Origin of the sequence: Erwinia sp. JH02, from assembly GCF_013074405.1 — a bacterium.
GTDB classification, from domain to species: domain Bacteria; phylum Pseudomonadota; class Gammaproteobacteria; order Enterobacterales; family Enterobacteriaceae; genus Erwinia; species Erwinia rhapontici.
This window is the reverse complement of record NZ_JABANZ010000005.1, coordinates 19,754-45,941: the sequence shown is the minus strand read 5'-3', so window position 1 is coordinate 45,941 and position 26,188 is coordinate 19,754. Positions and strand designations below refer to the sequence as shown.

The following is a 26,188-nucleotide window of genomic DNA, read 5'->3' as shown; positions in this document are numbered from 1 at the left end:
CGGTCACTTACTGATGTAAGCTCCCGGGGATTCAAGCACTTTCCGCCTTGCTGCACCGCCAATTATTCTGGGTAAACAGATACTGTTTAGTAAGAACTTACCATTCGACGGTCACTAACCTTGCTTCCTGCCGCGTATCCGCATTACGTGATATAACGCTTTGCGTCACTTTTGGCTGCGCATCAGGCTGAGCTCCACACACAACACCGGGTAAATTGACAGCAGACAAGCTGCGACTCTCTACGCTGCACTGTGAGTAGATGGTTAATTTCACGCCAATGCTGCCGGTAATCGAAGCGGCAAAGGCGTGACCCGTCATCATCAGCCCGAGGGCCAGATAAACGGTTTTCATGTTGCAATTTCCTGGTCAAAATCAGAGCAAAAAGCCCTGAATAAAAAACGAGCGTAAAGTCGCCCGTTATCTTTGGTTAACGGCAATTTTTGTCAGAACTTTACTCACCTTTGGCGGCGATTATTGCGGTTTTGACGTGCCGATGGTGTGTAATTCACTGCACAATTTTTGTGCGGCCAGAATCATACGCGGTCCGGCTCGGCTTATCCAGTCATCATTGATGGCGATGACCGGGAGTGTGAGCTGGGGTTGCCAGAACTGCACAATCTGCTGTGCATGAGTATGATCGCCGGGGATGACGACAGCGGCGGGATGGCGTAACAATACCTGCTCGCGGCTCACCTGTGGCCAGGGCACGCGGGCATCGGCAAAGATGTTCTCTCCGCCACATAAGCGCAGAACTTCATCCTGTAAGGTATTGCCCGATGCGGTAAACAGCGGTTTGAGGCCAAACTGAAGAAAGACGCGCTGCCTGGGTGAGTGCTGATAGCGTTGGCGCAGGTTAGCAAACTGCTGTTGCAGCGTGGCAGCCGCCTGCTCTGCCTGTTGCGGTTGCGGGCTCCAGGCGGCAAGCTGACGCAGGCTGGCAATCAACTGATCGATAGAATCCGGTGCCAGCCAGACCACCCTGATGCCCAACGCCTGAAGCTGATCGACCTGGCGTTGCGGCGTGCCGCCTTTCCAGGCAACCACGACATCCGGCTTCAGCCTGAGTAGCTTTTCGCTGTTGATCCCCTGCCAGTTAGCGACCTGTTCGATGTGCTGTGCGGCGGCAGGGTAATCGGAATAAGCGCTGACGCCCACCGGAGTAATTCCGGCAGCAAAGGCCAGTTCGGTAATATTGGGTGCCAGCGTGACCACGCGGGGGGCGGCCTGAGCTGTGGCGGCGCAGGCCAGCCACAGCAGCAGGCAAACAAGGCGTTTAGCCACGAGACAGATGGGTCAGCAGGGTTTCCACCATCAGTGATGATTGCTGTGCTGCCACCACCAGGAATTCATCAAAGCTGAGGTGTGATTCTTGATCGGCTACATCGGAGATAGCGCGGACCACGACAAACGGTGTGCCGAATTGATGGCAAACGTGGCCAATCGCGGTCGCTTCCATCTCAACCGCAATGGCCTGCGGGAAGGTGCTGCGAATACGTGACAGCGGCGCTGCGCCATTGATAAAGGCATCGCCGCTCACCACCAGACCACGGACTGCGTTGAGGTTCAGTTCGCCAATGCACTGTTCGGCAGCGGCAATCAGCTTATCATCCGCCTTGAACGCCGCCGGACAGCCCGCCATCTGGCCAGGTTCATAGCCAAAGGCCGTCACATCGGCGTCGTGATAACGCACTTCATCAGACACCACAATATCACCCACTTTCAGCGTAGGGGCCAGGCCGCCAGCTGAACCGGTATTGATGACCACATCGGGTTTGCACAGTTGCAGCAGCAGGGTGGTGCCCAGCGCCGCAGACACTTTACCGATGCCCGACTTCAGCAGAGCAACTTCAACGCCATTCAGTGTACCGGTGTAAATTTCACAGCCCGCCAGGGTGAGGGTCTGACGGTTTTCAATTTTGTCACGCAGCAGCGTCACTTCCTGTTCCATTGCGCCAATAATGCCTGCTTTCATAGGGATACTCTCTGAAGTTGTGGAATGTATTATTCATTGCGGCGCATAGTTTATCATGACAAACATCATCGCTATACCCGTCATACTTCAAGCTGCACAGGCGTTGGCTGCATCAAAAGTAGGCCCCATGAGGGGACTCGAATTATTTTGGGTATACTGCGAGAATGACTGCGCCATTTATCAGAGGGAATAAGGTATGACTGGGATCGATTTTCGCATAAAAATCAACTGGCAGCGGCGCTATCGCCCCTATCAGGGACCGAAGGATGAACATGAAATCCTGCGCATATTTGAAAGCGATCGTGGTCGTATTATTAATTCAGCAGCTATCCGCCGACTGCAGCAGAAAACCCAGGTCTTCCCGCTTGAGCGTAATGCCGCCGTTCGCACCCGGCTGACGCATTCGCTGGAAGTGCAGCAGGTGGGGCGCTATATCGCAAAAGAAGTACTGACACGCTTGCAGGAAGCTGACCGTTTAGTCTCTTTGGGGCTGGCGCAGTTGACCGGGCCATTTGAGAGTATCGTCGAGATGGCTTGCCTGATGCACGATATTGGCAATCCGCCGTTTGGTCACTTTGGTGAGGCAGCGATCAATGACTGGTTCCGTCAGCAGTTTGATACAAGCTGGCAGCCGGAGAGCGGACGGGAAGATCGCTGTGTACCCGAGGTATTACGCCATCAGGATGATGGCTTGAATGCGCTGCGGGCTAAAGTCCGTCAGGACCTGTCTCATTTTGAAGGCAACGCGCAGGCAATCCGCACGGTGCATACGCTGATGAAGATGAACCTGACCTGGGCGCAGGTCGGCTGTATTTTAAAATACACGCGTCCTGCCTGGCATAGCGGAGCCATTCCCGCCAGCCATGATTATTTAATGAAGAAACCGGGATACTACCTGGCAGAAGAGGAATATATCGCGCGACTGCGTGAGCAATTAGATCTTCAGCCGCATTGCCGTTTTCCGCTGACTTATATTATGGAAGCTGCTGACGATATCTCTTACTGCGTAGCCGATTTAGAAGATGCCGTAGAAAAAAATATCTTTACTGTTGAGCAACTGTATCATTATTTATTCCAACTCTGGCCTGACCATCAGGCAGGCGATCTGTTTGCCACCGTGGTGACCAGCGCGTTAGATAAATCACGCAGTCGCCGCACAAATCGCAGCAGTGAAGACCAGTTCTTTATGTATTTACGTGTGAATACGGTGGCAGAACTGGTGCCCCATGCGGCCAGCCGTTTTATCGAGCATTTGCCTGCGGTGTACCACGGCGAGTTTAATGAGGCGCTGCTGGAAGATGGTAGCCCGCATAGTCAGCTATTAGATATTTTCAAAAAAGTCGCTTTTCGTCATGTGTTTAACCATCCTGAAGTGGAACAGTTAGAGTTGCAAGGGTATCGGGTGATCAGCGGCTTGCTGGATATTTACCAGCCACTGTTGCTGTTGACGCGCGAAGAGTTCAGCGAATTGACGGAAAAGGATTATTTAAAAGGTTATCCGATTGAAACACGCCTGTTCCATAAGCTTTCGACGCGTTTTCGTCTTGCTTACAGCGAAGCGGTGGAGTCTCTGGATAAAAATCCCGACGAAGAGAATATATGGGAATACTATTATCGCGTTCGTTTATTGCAGGACTACATTAGCGGGATGACAGATTTGTATGCCTGGGATGAGTATCGACGGTTAATGGCCGTGGAATAAATCCATCAGTCGTGATGATTTGTAAAGAAGAACAATATTTTTTTACTTTTTCTTAGTGGTTAAATATGAACTTAGGGATAAAAAATTAATCTCACCTTCACAACCACAGCAATGGTTATCCCACAGAATCACTTGAGAATCCGACGAATGAAAAAAACCACGTTAGTATTGAGCGCATTGGCTCTGAGCCTTGGGCTGGCGTTAAACCCTTTAGCGGCGAGTGCTGCTGAAACGGCCTCTTCCTCTTCAAGCCAGCCATTACCCAGTCTGGCTCCTATGCTGGAAACAGTGATGCCTTCGGTTGTCAGCATTAATGTTGAGGGCAGCACGACGGTACGTACGCCGCGCATGCCTCAGCAGTTCCAGCAGTTCTTTGGCGATAATTCCCCATTCTGTCAGGACGGTTCTCCATTCCAGGGATCGCCGATGTGTCAGGAAGGTGGCCCGGAAGGGAAGGGCAACGGCGGCGCTGACAGCCAGCAGCAGAAATTCCGCGCACTGGGTTCCGGTGTGGTGATTGATGCCGCTAAAGGCTACGTCGTAACCAACAACCACGTGGTCGACAATGCGACAAAAATTCAGGTTCAATTGAGCGATGGTCGTAAATACGATGCAAAAGTGATTGGTAAAGATCCGCGTTCTGATATTGCGCTGATCCAGTTGAAAGAGGCGAAAAACCTGACCGCGATTAAGCTTGCTGACTCCGATAATCTGCGCGTGGGCGATTACACGGTAGCGATTGGTAACCCGTATGGTCTGGGGGAAACGGTTACCTCCGGTATTGTCTCTGCCCTTGGCCGCAGTGGTCTGAACCTGGAAAACTACGAAAACTTTATCCAGACTGATGCCGCGATTAACCGGGGTAATTCCGGGGGGGCGCTGGTGAACCTGAATGGTGAGCTGATTGGGATTAACACGGCGATACTCGCGCCAGACGGCGGCAACATCGGTATTGGCTTCGCCATCCCAAGTAATATGGTGAAAAACCTGACGTCACAGATGGTTGAATTCGGTCAGGTGAAACGCGGTGAGCTGGGGATCATGGGCACCGAACTGAACTCCGAACTCGCGAAGGCGATGAAAGTTGATGCCCAGCGCGGTGCGTTCGTCAGTCAGGTATTGCCGAAGTCTTCAGCGGCGCAGGCGGGCATTAAAGCCGGTGACGTGATTGTGTCGATCAACAACAAGCCGATCTCCAGTTTCTCTGCGTTGCGTGCGGAAGTGGGGTCGTTGCCGGTTGGCACCAAAATGGAACTGGGCCTGATCCGGGATGGCAAGCCAATGAAAGTGAACGTGGCGTTGCAACAAAGCGCCGCAGCGAAAGTCGATTCTGGCACTATCTATAACGGTATCGAAGGGGCTGACCTGAGCAACTTTGATGCGAAAGGCGTTAAGGGTGTGAAAGTGGACAGCGTTAAAGCGGGTTCTGCGGCAGCGCGCGTTGGCCTGAAGAAAGATGATGTGATTTTAGGCGTTAACCAACAGCCGGTCGCGAATCTGGGCGAATTGCGCAAAATCCTGGATACCAAACCGTCAGTGCTGGCGCTGAATATCCAGCGTGGCGATGCCAGTATTTATTTGCTGATGCAGTAAGTTATGCTGAAAAGTGCCGTTCGAAAATAAGAGCGGCACCGGACAAAAAAAAGGGGTGACCAGTATTCTGGTCACCCCTTTTTATGTCAGAAAAGGAATTAACGACCGCCGCGGGTCAGTTTATCCAGGTCTGATTCAATTTCAGCAATCTTGTTGGAGACCACGCTCTCCAGATGACGCAGGTCATCAAGAATTTTGCGCTTCAGATCAACTTCTACCTGGTCACGTTGGCAAATCTGGTCAAGTTCATCAATCACATAGCGCAGGTTCGGGCTGATTTCCTGAACTTCTTTGTAACCCTGGCTGGCATTGTCAGCTACCACGGTTTTGCGCTGGCGCGGATATTTAAATTTCACGCTTTTGGCAAAGAACTCGCCTTTATCTTTACGGAAATAGATTTTCAGGATGTCATTGTTGGCTTCCTGACGCAGGCTGTAACGGTCGATATCTTCCGGCGTCGCGATGCCCAAACCCTTGAGATTGTCGTACATGGTATTTTCCTTTAAGAGACTATCGATCCAGATGCGATCAGAGTAGTCGCTATCCGAGAAACGGAAAAGGATCGTTTAATTTAAATACAGTATTTTCTGGCGCGGATTATGGCGCAGATTGTGCACAATAGCACCACTTGTTTCGTGACGTGAAAGAGGTAGTTCAGGGCAGGAGTGTAAAACTTACTTTACAGTAAGGTGCGGACCACTGGTGTGGCCCGCAGGAGGATCAATCGATAGTGCGCAGCAGTTCGTTGATGCCGGTTTTGCTCAGCGTTTTCGCATCGACTTTTTTCACGATAACGGCGCAGTACAGGCTGTAAGTCCCGTCTTTCGATGGCAGGTTGCCTGAAACGACAACGGAACCCGCAGGGACACGGCCGTAATGCACTTCCCCGGTTTCGCGGTCGAAGATCTTGGTGCTCTGGCCGATATAAACGCCCATTGAAATCACGGAACCTTCTTCTACGATCACGCCTTCAACGATTTCTGAACGCGCACCGATGAAGCAGTTGTCTTCAATGATGGTTGGATTGGCCTGCAATGGCTCCAGTACGCCACCAATGCCAACGCCGCCAGACAGGTGAACGTTTTTACCGATCTGCGCGCAGGAACCTACGGTGACCCAGGTATCAACCATCGTGCCTTCGTCAACGTAAGCGCCGATGTTAACGTAAGAAGGCATCAGCACGGTGTTACGTGCGATGAATGCGCCCTGGCGTACTGCCGCTGGTGGAACAACGCGGAAGCCTTCTTTTTTGAAGCGTGCTTCGTCGTAGTCAGCGAATTTCATCGGAACTTTGTCGTAATAACGGCTTTCTGCGCCATCAATTACCTGATTGTCATTGATGCGGAAAGAGAGCAGGACCGCTTTCTTCAACCACTGATGCGTAACCCATTCGCCGTCGATTTTCTCAGAGACGCGCAGGGCACCGCTATCCAGCTGGGCGATAACCTGGTTGACGGCTTCGCGGGTTGCGGCGTCAGCGTTTGCTGGGGTAATGTCCGCACGGCGTTCGAAGGCCGCTTCAATAACACTCTGTAACTGTTGCATATTAGATCTCTCAATTTCAGTGAGTTCGGTGTAACAGGCTATTTTACTTGCCATTTTGAACGCAGGCAGTGCTCGCCATCCTCACGTACTTCAGTACGCTGCGCTGTCTGCGCTCAAACTGCCTGCGACAATGACGCCTGTGTCACTCTTTAGGGATGAAAAGTAAATCTGGGTCACACTTTATCGTTTGGAACAAGGGCCTCTGTCAACCGTTGTTGCAGCCGTTGGCGCAAATCGGCATCCAATGCCCGGCGCTCGCTATTGGCGAGAATAAACAAATCCTCGACGCGTTCACCGATGGTACTGATGCGCGCACCGTGCAGCGACACGTTCAGGTCAGCAAAAACTTCGCCAACGCGCGCCAGCAATCCCGGCTGATCCAGCGCGACTAATTCCAGATAAGTTCGCCTGTCAGTGTGTGTGGGTAAGAAGTTGACCGCGGTATCGACATTAAAATGCTTCAAACGAGCTGACTGACGGCGCGTGCGCGGAGGCTGCCAGCTGGTCTGGCAGATCGCCTGTTCCAGCGCCTGGCGTGTCATCTCATGGCGGTCAGTCGCCAGCGGGCTTCCATCCGGCTCCAGCACGATAAAGGTGTCCATTGCCATGCCGTCGCGGCTGGTGAAGATCTGGGCATCATGGACGCTCAGATTACGACGATCCAGCTCACCGGCTACAGTGGCAAACAGGTACGGGCGGTCCGGGCTCCAGATAAAGATCTCGGTACCGCCGCGTGTCGCCTGCGGGCTAACGAGGATCAGGGGCTGGTTGAGATCGTGATTCATCAGATGACGCGCATGCCACGCGAGCTGGTTTGGCGTGTGCCGCAGGAAATAGTCGGCGCGGCAGCGGCCCCAGATGCTGTGCAACGCTTCTTCGTCGATATTATCCATGCGCAGTAAGGCCAGCGCCTGAAGCCGATGATGGCGCACGCGTTCGCGCAGGTCCGGGCTGTTTTCCATTCCACGGCGCAGCTGTTTCTCTGTGGCGAAAAACAGCTCGCGTAACAGGCTTTGCTTCCAGCTGTTCCATAAGGTTTCATTGGTGGCACAGATATCGGCAACGGTCAGGCATACCAGATAACGCAGGCGGTTTTCATTCTGCATCACCTCGGCAAACTGCTGGATCTCCGTCGGGTCTTGAATATCGCGGCGCTGGGCGGTGACCGACATCAGCAGGTGATGGCGCACAAGCCAGGCAACCAGCTGCGTCTCGCGTGAGTTCAGGCCGTGCATCTCGGCAAACTCCAGCGCATCCTGGGCCCCGAGAATGGAATGATCGCCGCCGCGCCCTTTGGCGATATCGTGAAACAGCGCCGCCATCAGCAGTAATTCCAACTGCGGCAGGCGTGGCCAGAGTTCAACGCACAGCGGATGTTGCTGACGTGTACGTTCGTCGGCAAAGCTTTCCAGCTTTTGCAGTACGCGAATGGTGTGTTCATCGACCGTATAGGCGTGGAACAGATCAAACTGCATCTGACCAACGATGTTGCTCCACTGCGGCATATAAGCCCACAGCACACTGTGGCGGTGCATAGGCACCAGTGCCCGGCTGACTGCACCTGGATGGCGCAGTATCGACAGGAACAGCTCCCGGGCCTCTGGGATGGTACACAGGGGCTGCTTCAGGTTACGGCGCGCGTGACGCAAATGGCGCAGCGTATTGGAGTAGATACCGGTAATTTTCGGTGTACGCGCCATGGTGTAGAACATACGCATGATGGACTCTGGCTGACGTGCAAACAGCGTATCATCACGCAGATCAATCAGCGTGCCGCGTAGCTGGAATTCATCGTCCAGCGGGCGGGGTTTCTCGTCGGTTGGCAGCGCCAGAATGGCTTCATCAAACAGCTGTAACAGCATCTGGTTTAACTCGCCAACGCGGCGTGTGACACGGAAGAAATCCTTCATCATGCGCTCAACCGGCTCGTTCCCTTCGCCCTGATAGTTCAGGCGTTGGGCAACATTGAGCTGACGATCAAACAGCAGGCGGTTGTCGTAGCGCGTCAGTGTCAGGTGCAGGGCAAAACGGATGCGCCACAGGAAGCTCTGGCACTCGTTCAACTCGTTACGCTCGGCTTCCGTCAGAAAGCCAAAACCGACCATTTCATCCAGTGAGGTCGCGCCGAAGTGACGGCGTGCCACCCACAACAGCGTGTGAATGTCGCGTAGGCCACCGGGGCTGCTCTTGATGTCCGGTTCCAGATTGTAGCTGGTGCCGTGATAGCGTTGATGACGTACCTGTTGTTCATCAATTTTTGCTGCGAAAAAGCGGTCTGACGGCCAAAAGCCATCGCTGAAGACGTTCTTCTGCATCTCAAGAAATAACGTGAGATCGCCGGTCAACATGCGCGATTCAATCAGGTTGGTTGAGACGGTGAGGTCGGACAACCCTTCGAGCAAACACTCTTCCAGCGTTCGCACGCTGTGACCGACTTCCAGCTTGAGGTCCCACATCAGGGTCAGCAGCTCACTGGTACGACGGGCATCTTCCTCGGACAGGGGTTTACGACTGAGGATCAGGACATCAATATCCGATAGTGGATGCAGTTCACCCCGACCGTAGCCACCGACCGCAACCAGTGCAATGCCGTCTTTTTCCGGGAATCCGAAGAAGCGCCACAGGCGCCGGAGAAGGCGATCGATGAAGAGGGTACGGGCGTCGATCAGGCTTTCTGCATCCTGCCCGGCGTCAAAAGCGGCAGCGAGATGCTGCTGGAAAACATCCAGGTGATGCCTGAGCGTATCGCGGTTCAGTTCGGCATCTTCCCAGCGGCGCGGGGCCTTGGTGAGTTTTTTCAGGATGCTGGCTTCAGGTACGTCTTTATTCATTTCACCGCCCCAATGTGGATCTGATCATACTGAACACGTAAAAAAGCCGGCTGGCGCCGGCTTTAAATTTGACCCGGGTTGACCGGAAGATAAGGTCAGCCCCTACGCATTATTCTGCGACCAGAATGGCCGGAATGGTGTCATCTTTGCGCAGCGTCATAATTTCGCAGCCGTTTTCTGTCACCACAATAGTGTGTTCGTACTGAGCGGACAAGCTGCGATCTTTCGTTTTTACCGTCCAGCCATCTTTCATGACGCGAATGCGGTAATCACCGGCATTGACCATTGGCTCAACGGTGAAAGCCATACCGGCCTGCAAGACGACACCGCCGTCATCGGCATCGTAGTGCAATACTTGTGGCTCTTCGTGGAAGCCCTTACCGATACCGTGACCACAATATTCACGCACAACAGAAAAATCCTGTGCTTCAACAAATTTCTGAATTTCGCGGCCCAGGGTACGCAGGCGAATGCCGGGTTTGATCATGCGCAGAGCCAGATACAGGCTTTCCTGAGTCACACGGCACAGACGCTCGCCCTGAATGGTCGGTTTACCGACGATGAACATGGTAGAGGTATCACCGTGGTATTCATCTTTAATGACGGTGACATCGATATTGACGATATCGCCATCTTTGAGGATTTTTTCGTCGCTGGGAATACCGTGGCACACCACTTCATTCACAGATATGCATACAGATTTAGGGAAACCGTGGTAGCCCAGGCTGGCAGAAACCGCATGCTGCTGGTTCACAATATGATCGTTACACAGGCGATCAAGTTCACCGGTGCTGACGCCCGGTTTAACGTGCGCTTCAATCATTTCAAGAACTTCGGCGGCCAGGCGGCCAGCCACGCGCATTTTTTGGATTTCTTCCGGGGTTTTAATTGAAATAGCCATTCATCAGGTCCGCATTTGTCGTCATTTTCGACAATAATAAAGAAAGTGCTGCAATGGTAGCAGTCCCCCCGGACGCTGCCAATTGTAGTTTGTAGCGTAAACCGCGGCGCAGACGTGAGTCAGCCCATTTCGGTGAATAAGGCAACTACCAGTTGGCTTCAATGCCTCATTTATGGTATAAAGCGCGCCGACGATTCTCTGTTCGGTGATTCTCACTGCGATGAGAGAAACGCATAAATCTCACTATGTGTAAATAACACACACGTATCGACACCTACGCCGGGGTGCCTTGCTGGTTCGAAAGAGCCGATGGGTCGGTTGTATGGGATACGTGGAGGCTTAACCCCAAACTATATCTATAGAGGTAATCATGGCAACTGTTTCCATGCGCGACATGCTCAAGGCCGGTGTACACTTCGGTCACCAGACCCGTTACTGGAACCCGAAAATGAAGCCATTCATCTTCGGCGCTCGTAACAAAGTTCACATCATCAACCTTGAGAAAACTGTACCAATGTTCAACGAAGCTCTGGCTGAGTTGAGCAAGATCTCTTCCCGTAAAGGTAAGATTCTGTTCGTTGGTACTAAGCGCGCTGCAAGCGAAGCGGTAAAAGAGCACGCTCTGAGCTGCGACCAGTTCTTCGTTAATCACCGCTGGTTGGGTGGTATGCTGACTAACTGGAAAACTGTTCGTCAGTCAATCAAACGTCTGAAAGATCTGGAAATTCAGTCTCAGGACGGCACTTTCGACAAACTGACCAAGAAAGAAGCGTTGATGCGCGACCGCGAACTGGCCAAGCTGGAAAACAGCCTGGGCGGTATCAAAGATATGGGCGGCCTGCCAGACGCACTGTTTGTTGTTGATGCAGATCACGAACACATCGCTATCAAAGAAGCAAACAACCTGGGTATCCCAGTATTTGCTATCGTTGATACCAACTCTGATCCAGACGGTGTTGACTTCATTATCCCTGGTAATGACGATGCAATCCGTGCTGTTAGCCTGTACCTGACTGCAGTGGCTACCACTGTACGTGAAGGTCGCTCTCAGGACCTGGCTCAGCAAGCTGAAGAAACCTTCGCTGAAGCTGAGTAATAAGGCTTGCTCTTTAGAGAGCCCTTGTACATCAGATGTGAATCTGTAAGGAAGGGGCCTTGATTGGCCCCTTTATTTTTTCGACTTCGCTTTGCCGGTTGTCACAATCGGCGGGGCAGAATGTTTCTCCCGAGACCAGGCATCTCAAGCGAACGCCGCAAGGCGAGCTGGCAGATGCAAGCTAACCGAGGATTAGAGAATGGCTGATATTACCGCTGCTCTGGTAAAAGAACTGCGCGAGCGCACTGGCGCTGGCATGATGGATTGTAAAAAAGCACTGACCGAAGCCAACGGCGACATCGAGCTGGCGATCGAGAACATGCGTAAATCTGGCGCGATCAAAGCCGCTAAGAAAGCAGGCAACGTTGCTGCTGACGGCGTGATCAAAACTAAGATCGACGGCAACTACGCAGTGATTCTGGAAGTTAACTGCCAGACTGACTTCGTTGCTAAAGATTCTGGTTTCCAGGCTTTCGCTGACAAAGTGCTGGATGCTGCTGTTGCAGGCAAAATCACTGACGTTGAAGTGCTGAAAGCACAGTTCGAAGAAGAGCGCGTTGCACTGGTTGCTAAAATCGGTGAAAACATCAACATTCGTCGCGTATCTACTCTGGAAGGCGAAGTACTGGGTAGCTACCTGCACGGTGCTCGCATCGGCGTTCTGATCGCGGCTAAAAGCGCTGACGAAGAGCTGGTTAAGCAGCTGGCAATGCATGTTGCTGCAAGCAAACCAGAATTCGTTAAGCCTGAAGACGTGTCTGCTGAAGTGGTAGAGAAAGAGTACCAGGTTCAGCTGGACATCGCTATGCAGTCTGGCAAGCCAAAAGAAATCGCAGAGAAAATGGTTGAAGGCCGTATGAAGAAATTCACCGGCGAAGTTTCTCTGACCGGCCAGCCTTTCGTCATTGACCCAAGCAAAACTGTGGGCCAACTGTTGAAAGAGAAAAACGCAGACGTGACCAACTTCATCCGCTTTGAAGTGGGCGAAGGCATTGAGAAAGCTGAGACAGATTTTGCGGCAGAAGTTGCTGCCATGTCCAAGCAGTCTTAATGATCCGAAAAGAACCGCCAAATGGCGGTTCTTTTTTGCCTGCTTTTGGCAGCGCATTTTCAGTCTCATCCCAATAGTATTTCTCTGATGCTTTTAGGATGATACCGCACACAGTTAACACCCCTTTTCGACGATATCTTCCAGGAAAAAAACCATGGCGACCAATGCAAAACCCGTATATCAACGTATCCTGCTAAAACTGAGTGGCGAAGCCCTGCAAGGTGCTGAAGGCTTCGGTATCGATGCCAGCGTGCTGGATCGTATGGCTCAGGAAGTGAAAGAACTGGTAGAACTGGGCATTCAGGTAGGTGTGGTTATCGGTGGTGGTAATCTGTTCCGCGGTGCTGGTCTGGCTCAGGCTGGTATGAACCGTGTTGTTGGCGACCATATGGGTATGCTGGCAACCGTGATGAATGGCCTGGCGATGCGTGATGCGTTGCACCGTGCCTATGTTAACGCCCGCCTGATGTCGGCTATTCCGCTGAACGGTGTGTGTGACAACTACAGCTGGGCAGAAGCCATCAGCCTGCTGCGTAATAACCGCGTGGTGATTTTCTCCGCCGGTACCGGTAACCCGTTCTTTACCACAGATTCTGCAGCCTGCCTGCGTGGCATTGAAATCGAAGCCGATGTGGTGCTGAAGGCCACCAAAGTGGATGGCGTGTACTCCTCCGACCCGGTGAAGAACCCGGATGCGGTCCTGCACGAGCAGTTGACCTATACTGAAGTGCTGGATAAAGAACTGAAAGTGATGGATCTGGCCGCCTTTACCCTGGCGCGTGACCATTCACTGCCAATCCGCGTGTTCAATATGAACAAGCCGGGCGCATTGCGTCGCGTAGTGATGGGTGAAAAAGAAGGCACACTGATTACGCATTAATATCAGTCTGCGGTTAAAAGGGTTAAAATAAGGTATATTCTGCATGTCAGGATTATCTTTAAATGTATTTGAACGGCTTCTGGCGATGCCAGAGGCTGGTGGATCAAACAGAATCCAAGGGTTCCCACGTGATTAACGACATCAAGAAAGATGCAGAAACGCGCATGGATAAATGCGTCGAGGCATTCAAAAGCCATATCAGCAAAATCCGCACCGGCCGTGCATCGCCGAGTATTCTCGACGGTATCATGGTCGATTATTACGGTTCTTCAACCCCGCTGCGTCAGCTGGCCAGTGTGACGGTAGAAGATTCGCGTACGCTGAAAGTCAACGTCTTCGACCGCTCTATCAGCGCTGCCGTTGAAAAAGCGATCATGGCGTCTGATCTGGGTCTGAACCCAATGTCAGCAGGCACAGACATCCGTGTTCCATTGCCAGCATTGACCGAAGAGCGTCGTAAAGACCTGATCAAAATCGTGCGCGGTGAAGCTGAGCAGGGTCGTGTGTCTGTGCGTAACGTTCGTCGTGATGCGAATGACAAAGTGAAAGCACTGCTGAAAGACAAAGAGATCAGTGAAGACGATGATCGTCGTTCACAGGAAGATGTACAGAAAATGACTGACGTATTTATCAAGAAAATTGATACTGCGCTGGCCGAAAAAGAAGCGGAGCTGATGGACTTCTGAGTTCGTCATCACCCAATGAAACGCCGTACAGATTGCCATTCACATGAAGGGTCGGTCTTACGGCGTTTTGCATTTGTTAACTTCCCCGGCAGGTTTCTCTCCCTTCTCCTGATTGCTGCCTGCGCCGGGTCATTACACAGAGCAGCCTCATGAAACACTTGACGATCCTCGGTTCGACCGGCTCTATCGGGACCAGCACGCTGGCCGTGGTACGTGCTAACCCTCACTTGTTTGCCGTGAAGGCACTGGTTGCCGGGCGCAATGTGGAACTGATGGCCGAACAATGCCTGGCATTTCGCCCGGATTACGCCGCAATGTCAGATAGTAAAGCGGCTGAAACACTGCGTCTTCGTCTGAAAGATCTGAATGTGGCCACTGAAGTGTTAAGCGGGGAGCAGGCTGCCTGCGATCTGGCCGCGTTGGATGGTGTGGACCAGGTAATGGCCGCGATTGTTGGTGCAGCAGGATTATTGCCTACCCTGGCTGCAATTCGCGCTGGAAAACAGGTCTTACTGGCCAATAAAGAGTCGCTTGTGACCTGCGGCCGCCTATTCCTGGAGGCAGTAAGCGCCTCGAAAGCGCAGTTGTTGCCCATCGATAGCGAGCACAACGCCATTTTTCAGAGTTTGCCTGCTTCCCTCCAGCAGCAGTTAGGGTACGCTTCTTTAGAAGATAATGGCATTGACAGCATTATCCTCACGGGGTCAGGTGGCCCGTTTCGTGAGACGCCATTGGCAGAGTTACGCCATATGACGCCGGATCAGGCGTGTGCGCATCCGAACTGGTCGATGGGGCGAAAAATCTCTGTCGATTCGGCCACCATGATGAACAAAGGCCTGGAATATATTGAAGCCCGCTGGCTGTTTAATGCGACTGATGCGCAGATGGAAGTGGTTCTGCATCCGCAATCCGTTATTCATTCAATGGTCCGTTATCGTGATGGCAGTGTGATTGCCCAGCTTGGATCGCCGGATATGCGTACGCCAATTGCTCACGCGATGGCCTGGCCGCAGCGCGTGACTTCAGGTGCCCAACCGCTTGATTTCACACGTATGTCGGCATTGACCTTCTCTGAGCCTGATTATGCGCGCTATCCCTGCCTGAAACTGGCTATTGATGCCAGTATTACCGGGCAGGCGGCGACCACCATGCTGAATGCGGCGAATGAAATTGCGGTTGCCGCGTTTCTTGCGTCTGAGATCCGCTTTACCGATATTGCTGCTTTGAATGTTGCGGTACTGGAGACACTGTCCTGCCAGGAACCTTCTAGCGTCGACGCGGTGATTGCCATTGACCGGGAAGCCCGCGCGATGGCAAGTGCTTTACTGCCACGTTTTTCTGCAGGCAGAGCCAGCGCGATTTAACGCGCCGCTATTTGTGAGCGCTGGGCGGAGGTGGTATAGTCTTGCCCCACCGTTCCGGTGCCAGTGCGTGATTAAGCGGATAAGTTCGTGCAATTACAGTCTATTTACGCCGGGCGGGTGAGATATTTCAGAAGCCATTGCATACCCAAATCATTGGCGCTGCAGCAAGGCGGCAAGGCATTGTTCTGTTTACGCTTACAGTAGTAAGTGACAGGCGCGAATGTCGGCGGTCGGCGCAGCAGCAGCTTAAAATATGAAGGGTATATTTCTGAATAAGGAAATAATTACGCATTATGTCGTCCGAAAATCAATTACAAACCGATGACCAGCAGGGGGCAGGCCCCCGCCATGTGGCCATCATTATGGATGGCAATGGTCGCTGGGCTAAAAGCCAGGGCAAGCTGCGTATTTCTGGTCATAAAGCGGGAGTGAAATCCGTGCGTCGCGCCGTGAGTTTTGCGGTGAGCAATAAGCTGGATGCGCTCACACTCTATGCCTTCAGTAGTGAAAACTGGAACCGTCCTCAGCAGGAAGTTCTGGCGCTGATGGAGTTGTTCGTTTGGGCACTCGACAGTGAAGTAAAAAGCCTGCACAAACATAATGTCCGGTTGAAAATTATCGGTGATATCAGTCGGTTCAACACACGTTTGCAAGAGCGTATTCGCCGTGCTGAAGAACTTACTCAACAAAATAATGGACTAACACTCAACATTGCCGCGAATTATGGCGGACGTTGGGATATTATCCACGGAGTCAGAAAAATAGCAGAACAGGTACAGGAAGGACTTCTTCGCCCGGATCAGATCGAAGAAGAGACCTTGCACCCGTATCTCTGCCTGAATGAACTGGCACCTGTGGATCTGGTAATAAGGACCGGGGGAGAGCATCGGATTAGTAACTTCCTGCTGTGGCAAGTCGCCTATGCAGAGTTTTGGTTTACCGATACTCTTTGGCCTGATTTTGATGAACAAGTTTTTGAAGGTGCACTGAATGCGTTTGCACAACGAGAGCGTCGGTTTGGCGGCGCAGCACCCGGCGGCGCATAAGCGCACTGGGGGTAATCTTTGTTAAAGTCTCGCCTGATTACCGCGTTTATATTAATACCTATCGTCATTGCAGCGCTGTTTATGCTGCCGCCGCTAGGGTTTGCCATCACAATTTTAGCGATCTGCATGCTGGCCGCGTGGGAATGGGGCCAGTTTGCGGGCTTTGCTGCCCGCTCACAGCGCATCTGGCTTGCACTGCTGTGTGGGCTGCTGCTGGCCTTTATGCTGTTTACATTGCCTGCATATCAGCACTCCGTGCATCTGCCGCAGATTGGTGGCGCCTTGTGGGTGTCACTTGGCTGGTGGATTGTGGCGCTACTTTTGGTCTTGTCCTATCCCGGTTCTGCCGCATTTTGGCGTAATTCCCGCCCATTACGTCTGGTATTTGGGTTGCTTACCATTGTCCCGTTCTTCTGGGGGATGCTGGCGCTGCGTCAGTATCACTACGAAGCTGACCATTATGCGGGTGCATGGTGGCTGCTTTATGTGATGTTCCTCGTGTGGGGAGCTGACTCTGGCGCGTATATGTTTGGCAAATTATTCGGCAAACACAAGCTGGCACCTAAGGTCTCACCAGGTAAAACGTGGGAAGGTTTCTTCGGCGGGCTGGTGACATCAGCAGTACTCTCATGGCTGTTTAGCGTGTTCGCTCCGCTTCAGGTGCCATTGTCGACATTGCTGATTTGTTCAATTACTGCCGCGCTTGCATCGGTCCTGGGTGATTTAACCGAGAGCATGTTTAAACGCGAAGCGGGCATTAAAGACAGCGGCAGTCTTATTCCAGGTCACGGCGGTATTCTTGATCGCATTGACAGCCTCACGGCAGCTGTACCGGTGTTTGCCTGCCTGTTGCTGCTGGTCTTTGGGACGCTGTAGGGAAACATTATGTTGAGCGTACTCTGGAGTTTTGCTGCCTTTATTGTTGCACTGGGGATATTAATCACCGTGCATGAATTTGGCCATTTCTGGGTAGCCCGCCGTTGCGGCGTGAAAGTTGAGCGCTTCTCCATTGGTTTCGGTAAAGCGCTGTGGCGGCGCCGTGACAAGCAGGGCACTGAGTACGTTATCGCGTTGATCCCGCTGGGCGGTTACGTCAAGATGCTCGATGAGCGTGTAGAAAGTGTACCGCCAGAACTTCGCCATCAATCCTTCAATAACAAAACGGTCCTCCAGCGTGCCGCGATCATCAGTGCCGGCCCTATCGCAAATTTCATCTTTGCCATCTTCGCCTATTGGCTGGTGTTTATCATCGGCGTTCCGGGTGTACGCCCGGTTGTTGGCGAAATAGTGAGCGGATCGCCAGCTGCTGAAGCGCAAATTACCCCAGGCACGGAACTTAAAGCCGTTGACGGTATCGAAACGCCTGATTGGGATGCTGTGCGTATGGCACTGGTTGCGAAGATTGGTGACGAAAGCACCACGTTAACCCTTGCGCCATTCGGCAGTGAAAAAACCAGTGATAAGACAGTGAATCTGCACGGCTGGCAGTTTGAGCCAGACAAGCAGGATCCCGTGACGTCATTGGGGATACAGCCGCGTGGACCACAGATCGAATCGGTGTTGGCACAGGTGCAAAAGGATTCCGCTGCAAGTCGAGCGGGTTTGCAAGCTGGCGACAGGATCGTTAAAGTCGATGGTCAGCCTTTAGACCAGTGGCAAAATTTTGTTGCCACAGTGCGCGATAATCCAGGTAAAGATATAGCCATTGAGGTGGAGCGTCAGGGCAGTACGGTCAGTTTGACACTGACACCGGACGTTAATCCTCATAACAAGGCCGAAGGGTTTGCCGGAGTGATACCGCGCATTATTCCTCTGCCTGAAGAGTACAGAACGGTGCGCCAGTATGGCCCGTTTGCCGCAATCGGTGAGGCCAGCGCGAAAACCTGGCAACTGATGAAGCTTACGGTCAGCATGCTGGGCAAACTGATTGTTGGTGATGTGAAGTTGAACAATCTCAGCGGGCCGATTTCGATCGCGCAGGGTGCTGGGATGTCAGCGGAATACGGTTTGATTTACTACCTGATGTTCCTCGCTCTGATTAGCGTGAACCTTGGAATTATCAATCTGTTCCCATTGCCGGTGTTAGATGGTGGCCATTTGCTGTTCCTGTTGATCGAAAAGATCAAGGGAGGGCCGGTGTCCGAGCGAGTTCAGGACTTCAGTTATCGTATCGGCTCGATTTTGCTGGTGCTGTTAATGGGGCTTGCGCTATTCAATGACTTCTCAAGGCTATAGTTTACCAATCGGTAAATTGTCTGTGAGAACTAGTTAGGAAGATTGCAGAAAAACGATGGCGATGAAAAAGTTGCTCATAGCGTCGCTGCTGCTTAGCAGCGCTACCGTATACGGTGCAGACGGATTCGTGGTGAATGATATTCACTTTGAAGGCCTGCAGCGAGTCGCCGTCGGTGCGGCATTGCTCAGTATGCCAGTCCGCGTTGGAGATACTGTCTCCGATGAAGATCTCAGTAACACCATTCGTGCACTGTTTGCCACCGGGAATTTTGAAGATGTTCAGGTCCTGCGCGACGGCAATACGTTGATCGTCCAGGTGAAAGAGCGTCCGACCATTGCCAGTATCACTTTCTCCGGTAACAAAGCGGTGAAAGAGGACATGCTCAAGCAGAACCTTGAAGCATCCGGTGTGCGAGTGGGTGAAGCTCTGGATCGCACCACGATCTCCTCCATTGAGAAAGGCCTGGAAGACTTCTATTACAGCGTCGGTAAATACAGTGCCAGCGTGAAAGCAGTGGTTACGCCACTGCCACGTAACCGTGTTGACCTGAAGCTGGTGTTTACTGAAGGTGTCTCTGCTCAGATCCAACAGATCAACATCGTGGGTAATAAAGCGTACAGTTCAGATGAACTGATCTCGCGCTTCCAGCTGCGTGATGATGTGCCATGGTGGAACGTCGTCGGCGATCGTAAATACCAGAAACAGAAACTGGCGGGTGACCTTGAAACCCTGCGCAGTTTCTATCTGGATCGCGGTTACGCACGATTCAATATCGACTCAACCCAGGTCAGCCTGACGCCAGATAAAAAAGGTATCTACATTACCGTTAACATCAATGAAGGCGAGCAGTACAAGCTTTCCGGTGTTGCGGTGACGGGTAATCTGGCCGGGCACTCAGCAGAAATCGAAACGCTGAGTAAAATCACCCCAGGTGAACTGTATAACGGTTCGAAAGTGACGCGCATCGAAGACGATATCAAGAAACTGCTGGGTCGTTATGGCTACGCTTATCCGCGTGTGCAGACACAGCCAGAAATTGATGATGCGAACAAAACCGTAAAATTACGTATCAATGTGGATGCGGGCAACCGTTTCTATGTGCGCAAAGTCCGCTTCGAAGGTAACGACACCTCTAAAGACTCTGTTCTGCGCCGCGAAATGCGCCAGATGGAAGGTGCGTGGTTAGGCAGCGACCTGGTCGAGCAGGGTAAAGAGCGTCTGAACCGTCTGGGTTACTTCGAAACCGTCGACACTGACACTCAGCGTGTGCCAGGTTCGCCTGACCAGGTCGACGTCGTGTACAAGGTGAAAGAACGCAACACCGGTACATTGAACTTCGGCGTGGGTTACGGCACCGAGAGTGGCGTGAGCTTCCAGGTCGGCGTCACCCAGGATAACTGGCTGGGTACGGGTAATACCGTTGGCATCAGCGGAACCAAGAACGATTACCAAACCTATGCTGAATTCTCACTGACTGACCCGTACTTCACGGTTGATGGTGTCAGCCTGGGTGGCCGCGTCTTCTATAATGACTTTAAAGCGGACGATGCTGACCTGTCTGACTACACCAATAAAAGTTATGGTGTGGATGGAACGCTGGGCTTCCCAATCAATGAGAACAACAGTTTGCGTGTTGGCCTGGGCTATGTTCATAACAGCCTGTCTAATATGCAGCCTCAGGTTGCCATGTGGCGCTACCTGCGTTCTGTGGGGCAGAATCCGACGTTGTCTGGTGATGAAGACTACTCCGCAGATGACTTCACCTTTAACTATGGCTGGACGTATAACACCCTTGACCGTGGGTTCTTCCCAACGGCGGGTAACCGTACCAACCTGAACGGTAAAGTGACCATCCCAGGTTCCGATAATGCCTTCTACAAAGCGACGCTGGATACGCAACAGTATCTGCCACTGAACCAGGATCGTACCTGGGTTCTGTTAGGTCGTGGCCGTGTGGGCTATGGGGATGGCCTGAGCGGTAAAGAAATGCCGTTCTATGAGAACTTCTATGCCGGTGGTTCCAGCACCGTTCGTGGTTTCCGTTCCAATAACATTGGTCCTAAAGCGGCTTACCTGAATAACGGTTCTTCGGACTGTTCAGGTACCGATGTGAATAAGGTGTGTAACTCCGATGATGCTATCGGTGGTAACGCCATGGCGGTTGCCAGCGCAGAGCTGATCACCCCAACGCCGTTCCTGAGTGAGAAGTACGCTAACTCTGTACGTACGTCCCTGTTTGTGGACGCTGGTACTGTGTGGGACACCAAATGGGAAAACACTGCCGCCACCCGTGCAGCAGGTATCCCGGACTACAGCGATCCAAGCAACATCCGTATGTCAGCAGGTCTGGCATTACAATGGATGTCCCCTCTGGGCCCGCTGGTGTTCTCTTACGCCCAGCCGTTCAAAAAGTATGATGGAGATAAGGCCGAACAGTTCCAATTTAACATTGGTAAAACCTGGTAATTCGGATTTGCACGGAAGCACTGCAAGAGAGTATCGCGCTTACTCTGTTTGAAAAAAGAGCGGGTAAGCGCAACACATGTGTCCGTGACACAAACGTTGATGGTGAGGAGTTTTATAGTGAAAAAGTTGTTGTGTGCCGCAGGTCTGGGTATTGCTCTGGCGGTTTCCGCCGGTGCTCAGGCTGCTGATAAAATTGCAGTGGTGAACGTTTCCAGCATTTTCCAACAGTTACCAGCGCGTGCGACCGTTGCGAAGCAATTGGAGAATGAATTCAAAGGCCGTGCAACTGAGTTGCAGGGTATGGAACGTGATCTGCAAACTAAAATGCAGCGTCTGCAGCGTGACGGTTCTACCATGAAGGCAGCCGACCGCAGCCGCATGGAAAAAGACGTGATGGCGCAGCGTGAAGCATTCTCATCGAAAGCGCAGGCTTTCGAGCAGGACAACCGTCGTCGTCAGATGGAAGAGCGTAACAAGATCCTGAGCCGTATCCAGGACGCCGTTCAGAAAGTGGCTGATAGCGAAGGTTACGATGTTGTAATCGATCAAAATGCGGTTGCATACTCTGCTAAATCTAAAGACATCACTGCTGATGTTCTGAAACAGGTTAAATAATTCATGTCTTCAATTCGACTGGCTGATTTAGCCCAGCAGTTGGATGCAGAATTGCACGGAGATGGCGATATCGCCATCTCCGGCATTGCTTCTATGCAATCCGCCCAAACCGGTCAGATCACGTTTCTTTCAAACAGCCGTTACCGCGAGCAGCTCGCAGCCTGTCAGGCTTCAGCCGTGGTGCTCACTGAAGCGGATCTGGAATTTTTCCCTGGCGCAGCGCTGGTGGTTAAAAACCCGTATCTGACCTACGCCCGTATGGCACAGTTGCTGGATACTACGCCGCAACCTGCCAAAAATATCGCCCCCAGCGCCGTGATTGATGCGAGCGCACAGCTTGGCAATAATGTCTCGATTGGCGCGAATGCGGTGATCGAATCTGATGTTACCCTTGGCGATAATGTTGTTATCGGCCCGGGGTGCTTTGTGGGTAAAAAGGCACGTATTGGTGCCGGTAGCCGCTTGTGGGCCAACGTTTCTGTCTACCATGAAGTTGAGATTGGCCGTGATTGCCTGATTCAGTCTGGCACAGTGATCGGTTCTGATGGCTTCGGTTATGCTAACGATCGTGGCAATTGGGTGAAAATTCCCCAGCTTGGCACGGTGATCATTGGCGATCGTGTAGAAATTGGTGCTTGTACCACCATCGATCGCGGTGCTCTCGATAACACCCAAATAGGGAATGGTGTTATCATAGATAACCAGTGCCAGATTGCTCACAATGTGGTGATTGGCGACAACACCGCAGTGGCCGGTGGCGTAATTATGGCTGGCAGCCTGAAAATTGGCCGCTATTGCATGATTGGTGGTGCCAGCGTGATTAATGGTCATATGGAAATTTGTGACAAAGTTACCGTCACAGGGATGGGAATGGTGATGAGGCCAATCACTGAACCTGGAGTATACTCCTCCGGGATTCCGCTACAGCCCAACAAATCCTGGCGCAAAACTGCAGCTCTGGTGATGAACATCGATGAAATAAGCAAACGCTTAAAAGCCATCGAACGCAAGGTCGGCAAAGACTAAGCTCGTCAACATCACGCTGCCCGGCTTTCATAAATACAATATGCGAAAGCGTTAGCGTACAGAAAAATTTGCGGCCTGCAGACGATGGGATGATCGTTGCGGGCCGTGTCATTGATGCCATCAGAATTTTTAGGACAGGAAGAGTATTTTGACTACTGAAACTCATACTCTGAAGATTGAAGAGATTATTGAACTTTTACCGCACCGTTATCCGTTTTTACTGGTTGATCGCGTCCTTGAGTTTGAAGAACACAAGTTCTTGCGTGCAGTAAAAAACGTCTCGGTCAACGAACCGTTTTTCCAGGGCCATTTCCCTGGTAAACCGATTTTTCCCGGTGTGCTGATTCTGGAAGCAATGGCACAGGCAACAGGTATTCTGGCGTTTAAAAGCGTTGGTAAACTTGAGCCGGGTGAGCTGTACTACTTTGCCGGTATTGACGATGCGCGCTTCAAGCGCCCCGTGGTACCAGGCGACCAAATGATCATGGAAGTCACTTTCGAAAAAACCCGCCGTGGTGTGACACGCTTTAAAGGTGTGGCCACTGTTGACGGTAAAATTGTCTGCGAAGCAACGATGATGTGTGCCCGCAGCCGGGAGGCTTAATTCGTGATTGATAGCACCGCCGTAATTCACCCCAGCTCGATCGTAGAAGAAGGCGCCATTATTGGTGCCGGTGTCCAGATTGGTCCGTTTTGCATCGTTGGTGCGAACGTTTCGATCGGCGAAGGCACGGTTCTGAAGTCCCATGTAGTGGTCAATGGTCACACCGTTATCGGTAAAGACAATACTATCTACCAGTTTGCTTCAATTGGTGAAGCGAATCAGGATCTGAAATACGCTGGTGAACCGACGCGAGTTGAGATCGGCGACCGTAACCGCATCCGTGAAAGCGTCACCATCCATCGTGGTACGGCGCAGTCCGGTGGGCTGACGAAAGTCGGTGATGACAACCTGCTGATGGTCAATGCGCACGTGGCGCACGACTGTGTGGTAGGAAGTCATTGCATCCTGGCGAATAACGCAACGCTGGCCGGCCATGTGACCGTCGATGATCATGCGATCATTGGGGGGATGACGGCAGTGCATCAGTTCTGCATCATCGGTGCTCATGTGATGGTAGGTGGTTGTTCTGGCGTTGCCCAGGATGTGCCACCCTACGTGATTGCGCAGGGTAACCATGCGACGCCGTTTGGTATTAACCTTGTGGGCCTGAAGCGCCGTGGGTTCAGCAAAGACGCGCTGCATGCGATTACTGCCGCCTACAAGCTGTTGTACCGCAGTGGCAAAACACTGGACGAAGTGAAACCTGAAATTGAGGAAATCGCGAAAGCGCATCCTGAAGTTCAGCCGTTCTATGACTTCTTTGCCCGCTCTACAAGGGGTTTGATTCGTTAACTCATGCCAAAGCATCCCTTAACGATTGCCCTTGTCGCCGGAGAAACCTCCGGCGATATTCTTGGTGCAGGTCTCATTCGTGCGCTGAAAGAAAAGCATCCTGACGCCCGTTTTGTTGGGGTGGCTGGCTCGCTGATGCAGGCTGAAGGCTGTGAAGCCTGGTATGAAATGGAAGAACTGGCGGTGATGGGCATTGTTGAAGTGCTCGGCCGCCTGCGTCGCCTGTTACATATACGCCGCGATCTGACCCGCCGCTTTACTGCACTAAAGCCTGACGTTTTTGTCGGCATTGATGCGCCAGATTTCAATATCACCCTGGAAGGGCGTCTGAAACAGCAGGGCATCCGGACAATTCACTACGTCAGTCCGTCCGTTTGGGCATGGCGTCAGAAACGGGTGTTTAAGATTGGTCGCTCCACTGACCTGGTGCTGGCATTCCTGCCATTTGAAAAAGCTTTCTACGACCGTTTTAATGTGCCTTGTCGCTTTATTGGCCATACCATGGCTGATGCGATGCCGATAGAACCGGATAAAGAGGCTGCACGCCGCGAGCTGGGCATTGCCCCGGATGCACTTTGTCTGGCACTGCTTCCTGGCAGTCGTGGGGCTGAAGTCGAGATGCTCAGTGGCGATTTTCTGCGAACGGCGATGCTGCTTCGGGCAAAATACCCGGCGCTGGAAATTGTGGTGCCGCTGGTGAATCCGCGCCGTCGCGAGCAGTTTGAGAAAATCAAAGCCGAGGTTGCACCTGACCTGACCATGCATCTGCTGGATGGTAAAGGGCGACAGGCAATGGTCGCCAGTGATGCCGCACTGCTGGCTTCCGGTACGGCCGCGCTGGAGTGTATGCTGGCGAAGTGTCCGATGGTGGTGGGATATCGTATGAAGCCTTTCACCTTCTGGCTGGCAAAACGCCTGGTAAAAACGGATTACGTCTCACTCCCCAATCTGCTGGCGGGCCGTGAGCTGGTGAAAGAACTGCTTCAGGATGAATGTCAGCCCGAGCGGCTGGCCGCAGCATTAGAACCGCTGCTGGCACAAGGTGAAACCCGCGATAAACTGCTGGCGACTTTTGCTGAACTCCATCATCAGATCCGCTGGAATGCCGATGAGCAGGCAGCGGCAGCCGTACTGGAGCTGTGCCCATGAGTGAATTTATTTATCCCAATGCCGCGCTGATTGCGGGCGTTGATGAAGTTGGCCGTGGCCCGCTGGTGGGCGCCGTGGTGACTGCCGCCGTGATCCTCGATCCGGCGCGGCCTATTGTCGGGCTTGCCGACTCGAAAAAACTGTCGGAAAAACGCCGGCTGGCGTTGTACGATGAGATCAAAGATAAGGCACTCAGCTGGAGCCTGGGCCGGGCAGAACCGGAAGAGATTGATCAGCTGAATATTCTGCATGCCACCATGCTGGCGATGCAGCGTGCGGTGGCCGGTTTGCACCTGACGCCAGACTTTGTACTGATTGACGGTAACCGTTGCCCGGCGCTGGCCATGCCCAGTCAGGCAGTGGTTAAAGGTGATAGCCTGGTGAAAGAAATCAGCGCCGCTTCAATTATTGCGAAGGTGACACGCGACCGCGAAATGGCTGAGTTGGATCGGCTCTATCCTGAATATGGTTTTGCCCAGCACAAAGGTTACCCGACCGCATTGCATATGGAAAAACTGACTCAGTTTGGCGCGACATCGCAGCATCGGCGCAGTTTCGCTCCGGTACGCAATGTCTTAATGGATGCCGATGTTGCCGCTACGGTTGCGCGTACGCGTGAGCCGATATAACGG

Annotated in this window: 24 protein-coding genes; 17 read left to right on the top strand and 7 right to left on the bottom strand. The window is 52.5% G+C overall.

The window, feature by feature from the left end; all coding sequences use genetic code 11:
* Positions 1-97: 97 nt before the first annotated feature.
* The 3 genes from HHI26_RS12795 to mtnN all read right to left on the bottom strand — a co-directional run bounded on the left by HHI26_RS12795 (position 98) and on the right by mtnN (position 1,973).
* Positions 98-352, bottom strand: a complete 255-nt coding sequence (locus HHI26_RS12795) for a hypothetical protein (protein WP_133842207.1) — start codon at positions 350-352, stop codon at positions 98-100.
* A gap of 120 nt (positions 353-472) precedes the next feature.
* Positions 473-1,282, bottom strand: a complete 810-nt coding sequence (gene btuF / locus HHI26_RS12790) for a vitamin B12 ABC transporter substrate-binding protein BtuF (protein ID WP_133842206.1) — start codon at positions 1,280-1,282, stop codon at positions 473-475.
* Positions 1,275-1,973, bottom strand: a complete 699-nt coding sequence (gene mtnN / locus HHI26_RS12785) for a 5'-methylthioadenosine/S-adenosylhomocysteine nucleosidase (protein WP_133842205.1) — start codon at positions 1,971-1,973, stop codon at positions 1,275-1,277. The genes btuF and mtnN overlap by 8 nt, the downstream gene beginning before the upstream one ends.
* A 196-nt stretch (positions 1,974-2,169) precedes the next feature.
* Here mtnN and dgt point away from each other — a divergent pair, with 196 nt between their 5' ends.
* Both dgt and degP read left to right on the top strand, forming a co-directional pair.
* Entirely contained in the window at positions 2,170-3,675 is a 1,506-nt protein-coding gene (gene dgt / locus HHI26_RS12780; protein WP_159336920.1) for a dGTPase, read from the top strand.
* 147 nt (positions 3,676-3,822) lie between these two features.
* Positions 3,823-5,268, top strand: coding sequence for a serine endoprotease DegP (gene degP / locus HHI26_RS12775; RefSeq protein WP_133842203.1), 1,446 nt, complete (start codon positions 3,823-3,825; stop codon positions 5,266-5,268).
* Between the two features lie 98 nt (positions 5,269-5,366).
* On the opposite strand, the gene HHI26_RS12770 is transcribed toward degP, so the two are convergent.
* From HHI26_RS12770 to map, 4 genes are all read right to left on the bottom strand, one after another.
* Positions 5,367-5,759, bottom strand: a complete 393-nt coding sequence (locus HHI26_RS12770; protein WP_133842202.1) for a DUF3461 family protein — start codon at positions 5,757-5,759, stop codon at positions 5,367-5,369.
* Between the two features lie 229 nt (positions 5,760-5,988).
* Positions 5,989-6,813, bottom strand: coding sequence for a 2,3,4,5-tetrahydropyridine-2,6-dicarboxylate N-succinyltransferase (gene dapD / locus HHI26_RS12765; protein ID WP_133842201.1), 825 nt, complete (start codon positions 6,811-6,813; stop codon positions 5,989-5,991).
* A gap of 173 nt (positions 6,814-6,986) precedes the next feature.
* Complete coding sequence (glnD, locus tag HHI26_RS12760) at positions 6,987-9,644, bottom strand: bifunctional uridylyltransferase/uridylyl-removing protein GlnD (protein WP_133842200.1); 2,658 nt, start codon at positions 9,642-9,644, stop codon at positions 6,987-6,989.
* Between the two features lie 109 nt (positions 9,645-9,753).
* Positions 9,754-10,545 carry a type I methionyl aminopeptidase gene (gene map, locus HHI26_RS12755; RefSeq protein ID WP_133842199.1) on the bottom strand — a complete coding sequence of 264 codons (792 nt, stop codon included), beginning with the start codon at positions 10,543-10,545 and terminating at the stop codon, positions 9,754-9,756.
* A 370-nt stretch (positions 10,546-10,915) separates the two neighbouring features.
* On the opposite strand from map, the gene rpsB reads away from it, so the two are divergent.
* The 15 genes from rpsB (at position 10,916) to rnhB (ending at position 26,185) form a co-directional block, all read left to right on the top strand.
* Entirely contained in the window at positions 10,916-11,641 is a 726-nt protein-coding gene (gene rpsB / locus HHI26_RS12750; protein WP_133842198.1) for a 30S ribosomal protein S2, read from the top strand.
* Positions 11,642-11,840: 199 nt separating this feature from the next.
* Positions 11,841-12,692 carry a translation elongation factor Ts gene (gene tsf, locus HHI26_RS12745; RefSeq protein ID WP_133842197.1) on the top strand — a complete coding sequence of 284 codons (852 nt, stop codon included), beginning with the start codon at positions 11,841-11,843 and terminating at the stop codon, positions 12,690-12,692.
* Positions 12,693-12,846: 154 nt separating this feature from the next.
* Complete coding sequence (gene pyrH, locus HHI26_RS12740) at positions 12,847-13,572, top strand: UMP kinase (protein WP_133842196.1); 726 nt, start codon at positions 12,847-12,849, stop codon at positions 13,570-13,572.
* Positions 13,573-13,700: 128 nt separating this feature from the next.
* Positions 13,701-14,258 carry a ribosome recycling factor gene (gene frr, locus HHI26_RS12735; protein WP_133842195.1) on the top strand — a complete coding sequence of 186 codons (558 nt, stop codon included), beginning with the start codon at positions 13,701-13,703 and terminating at the stop codon, positions 14,256-14,258.
* Positions 14,259-14,407: 149 nt separating this feature from the next.
* The gene (gene ispC, locus HHI26_RS12730) at positions 14,408-15,622 is read left to right on the top strand and encodes a 1-deoxy-D-xylulose-5-phosphate reductoisomerase (RefSeq protein WP_133842194.1); all 1,215 of its coding nucleotides are present in this window, start codon (positions 14,408-14,410) and stop codon (positions 15,620-15,622) included.
* A 293-nt stretch (positions 15,623-15,915) separates the two neighbouring features.
* Positions 15,916-16,668 (top strand): (2E,6E)-farnesyl-diphosphate-specific ditrans,polycis-undecaprenyl-diphosphate synthase, encoded by a 753-nt coding sequence (gene ispU / locus HHI26_RS12725; protein ID WP_133842193.1) that lies wholly within the window; start codon positions 15,916-15,918, stop codon positions 16,666-16,668.
* Between the two features lie 18 nt (positions 16,669-16,686).
* Positions 16,687-17,544 carry a phosphatidate cytidylyltransferase gene (gene cdsA / locus HHI26_RS12720; RefSeq protein WP_159336923.1) on the top strand — a complete coding sequence of 286 codons (858 nt, stop codon included), beginning with the start codon at positions 16,687-16,689 and terminating at the stop codon, positions 17,542-17,544.
* Positions 17,545-17,553: 9 nt separating this feature from the next.
* Entirely contained in the window at positions 17,554-18,903 is a 1,350-nt protein-coding gene (rseP, locus tag HHI26_RS12715) for a sigma E protease regulator RseP (RefSeq protein WP_133842191.1), read from the top strand.
* A 55-nt stretch (positions 18,904-18,958) separates the two neighbouring features.
* On the top strand, positions 18,959-21,370 hold the full coding sequence (gene bamA / locus HHI26_RS12710; RefSeq protein ID WP_133842190.1) for an outer membrane protein assembly factor BamA: 2,412 nt from the start codon (positions 18,959-18,961) through the stop codon (positions 21,368-21,370).
* A 117-nt stretch (positions 21,371-21,487) separates the two neighbouring features.
* Positions 21,488-21,985, top strand: a complete 498-nt coding sequence (gene skp, locus HHI26_RS12705; RefSeq protein WP_133842189.1) for a molecular chaperone Skp — start codon at positions 21,488-21,490, stop codon at positions 21,983-21,985.
* A 3-nt stretch (positions 21,986-21,988) separates the two neighbouring features.
* Entirely contained in the window at positions 21,989-23,011 is a 1,023-nt protein-coding gene (gene lpxD / locus HHI26_RS12700; protein WP_133842188.1) for a UDP-3-O-(3-hydroxymyristoyl)glucosamine N-acyltransferase, read from the top strand.
* 148 nt (positions 23,012-23,159) lie between these two features.
* Entirely contained in the window at positions 23,160-23,615 is a 456-nt protein-coding gene (gene fabZ, locus HHI26_RS12695; protein WP_133842187.1) for a 3-hydroxyacyl-ACP dehydratase FabZ, read from the top strand.
* 3 nt (positions 23,616-23,618) lie between these two features.
* Positions 23,619-24,407 (top strand): acyl-ACP--UDP-N-acetylglucosamine O-acyltransferase, encoded by a 789-nt coding sequence (gene lpxA / locus HHI26_RS12690; RefSeq protein ID WP_133842186.1) that lies wholly within the window; start codon positions 23,619-23,621, stop codon positions 24,405-24,407.
* A gap of 3 nt (positions 24,408-24,410) precedes the next feature.
* Positions 24,411-25,556 (top strand): lipid-A-disaccharide synthase, encoded by a 1,146-nt coding sequence (lpxB, locus tag HHI26_RS12685; RefSeq protein WP_171149215.1) that lies wholly within the window; start codon positions 24,411-24,413, stop codon positions 25,554-25,556.
* A complete protein-coding gene (gene rnhB / locus HHI26_RS12680; RefSeq protein WP_171149214.1) occupies positions 25,553-26,185 on the top strand; it encodes a ribonuclease HII in 633 nt (210 codons plus the stop codon). Before lpxB ends, rnhB begins: the two co-directional genes overlap by 4 nt.
* Positions 26,186-26,188: the final 3 nt, after the last annotated feature.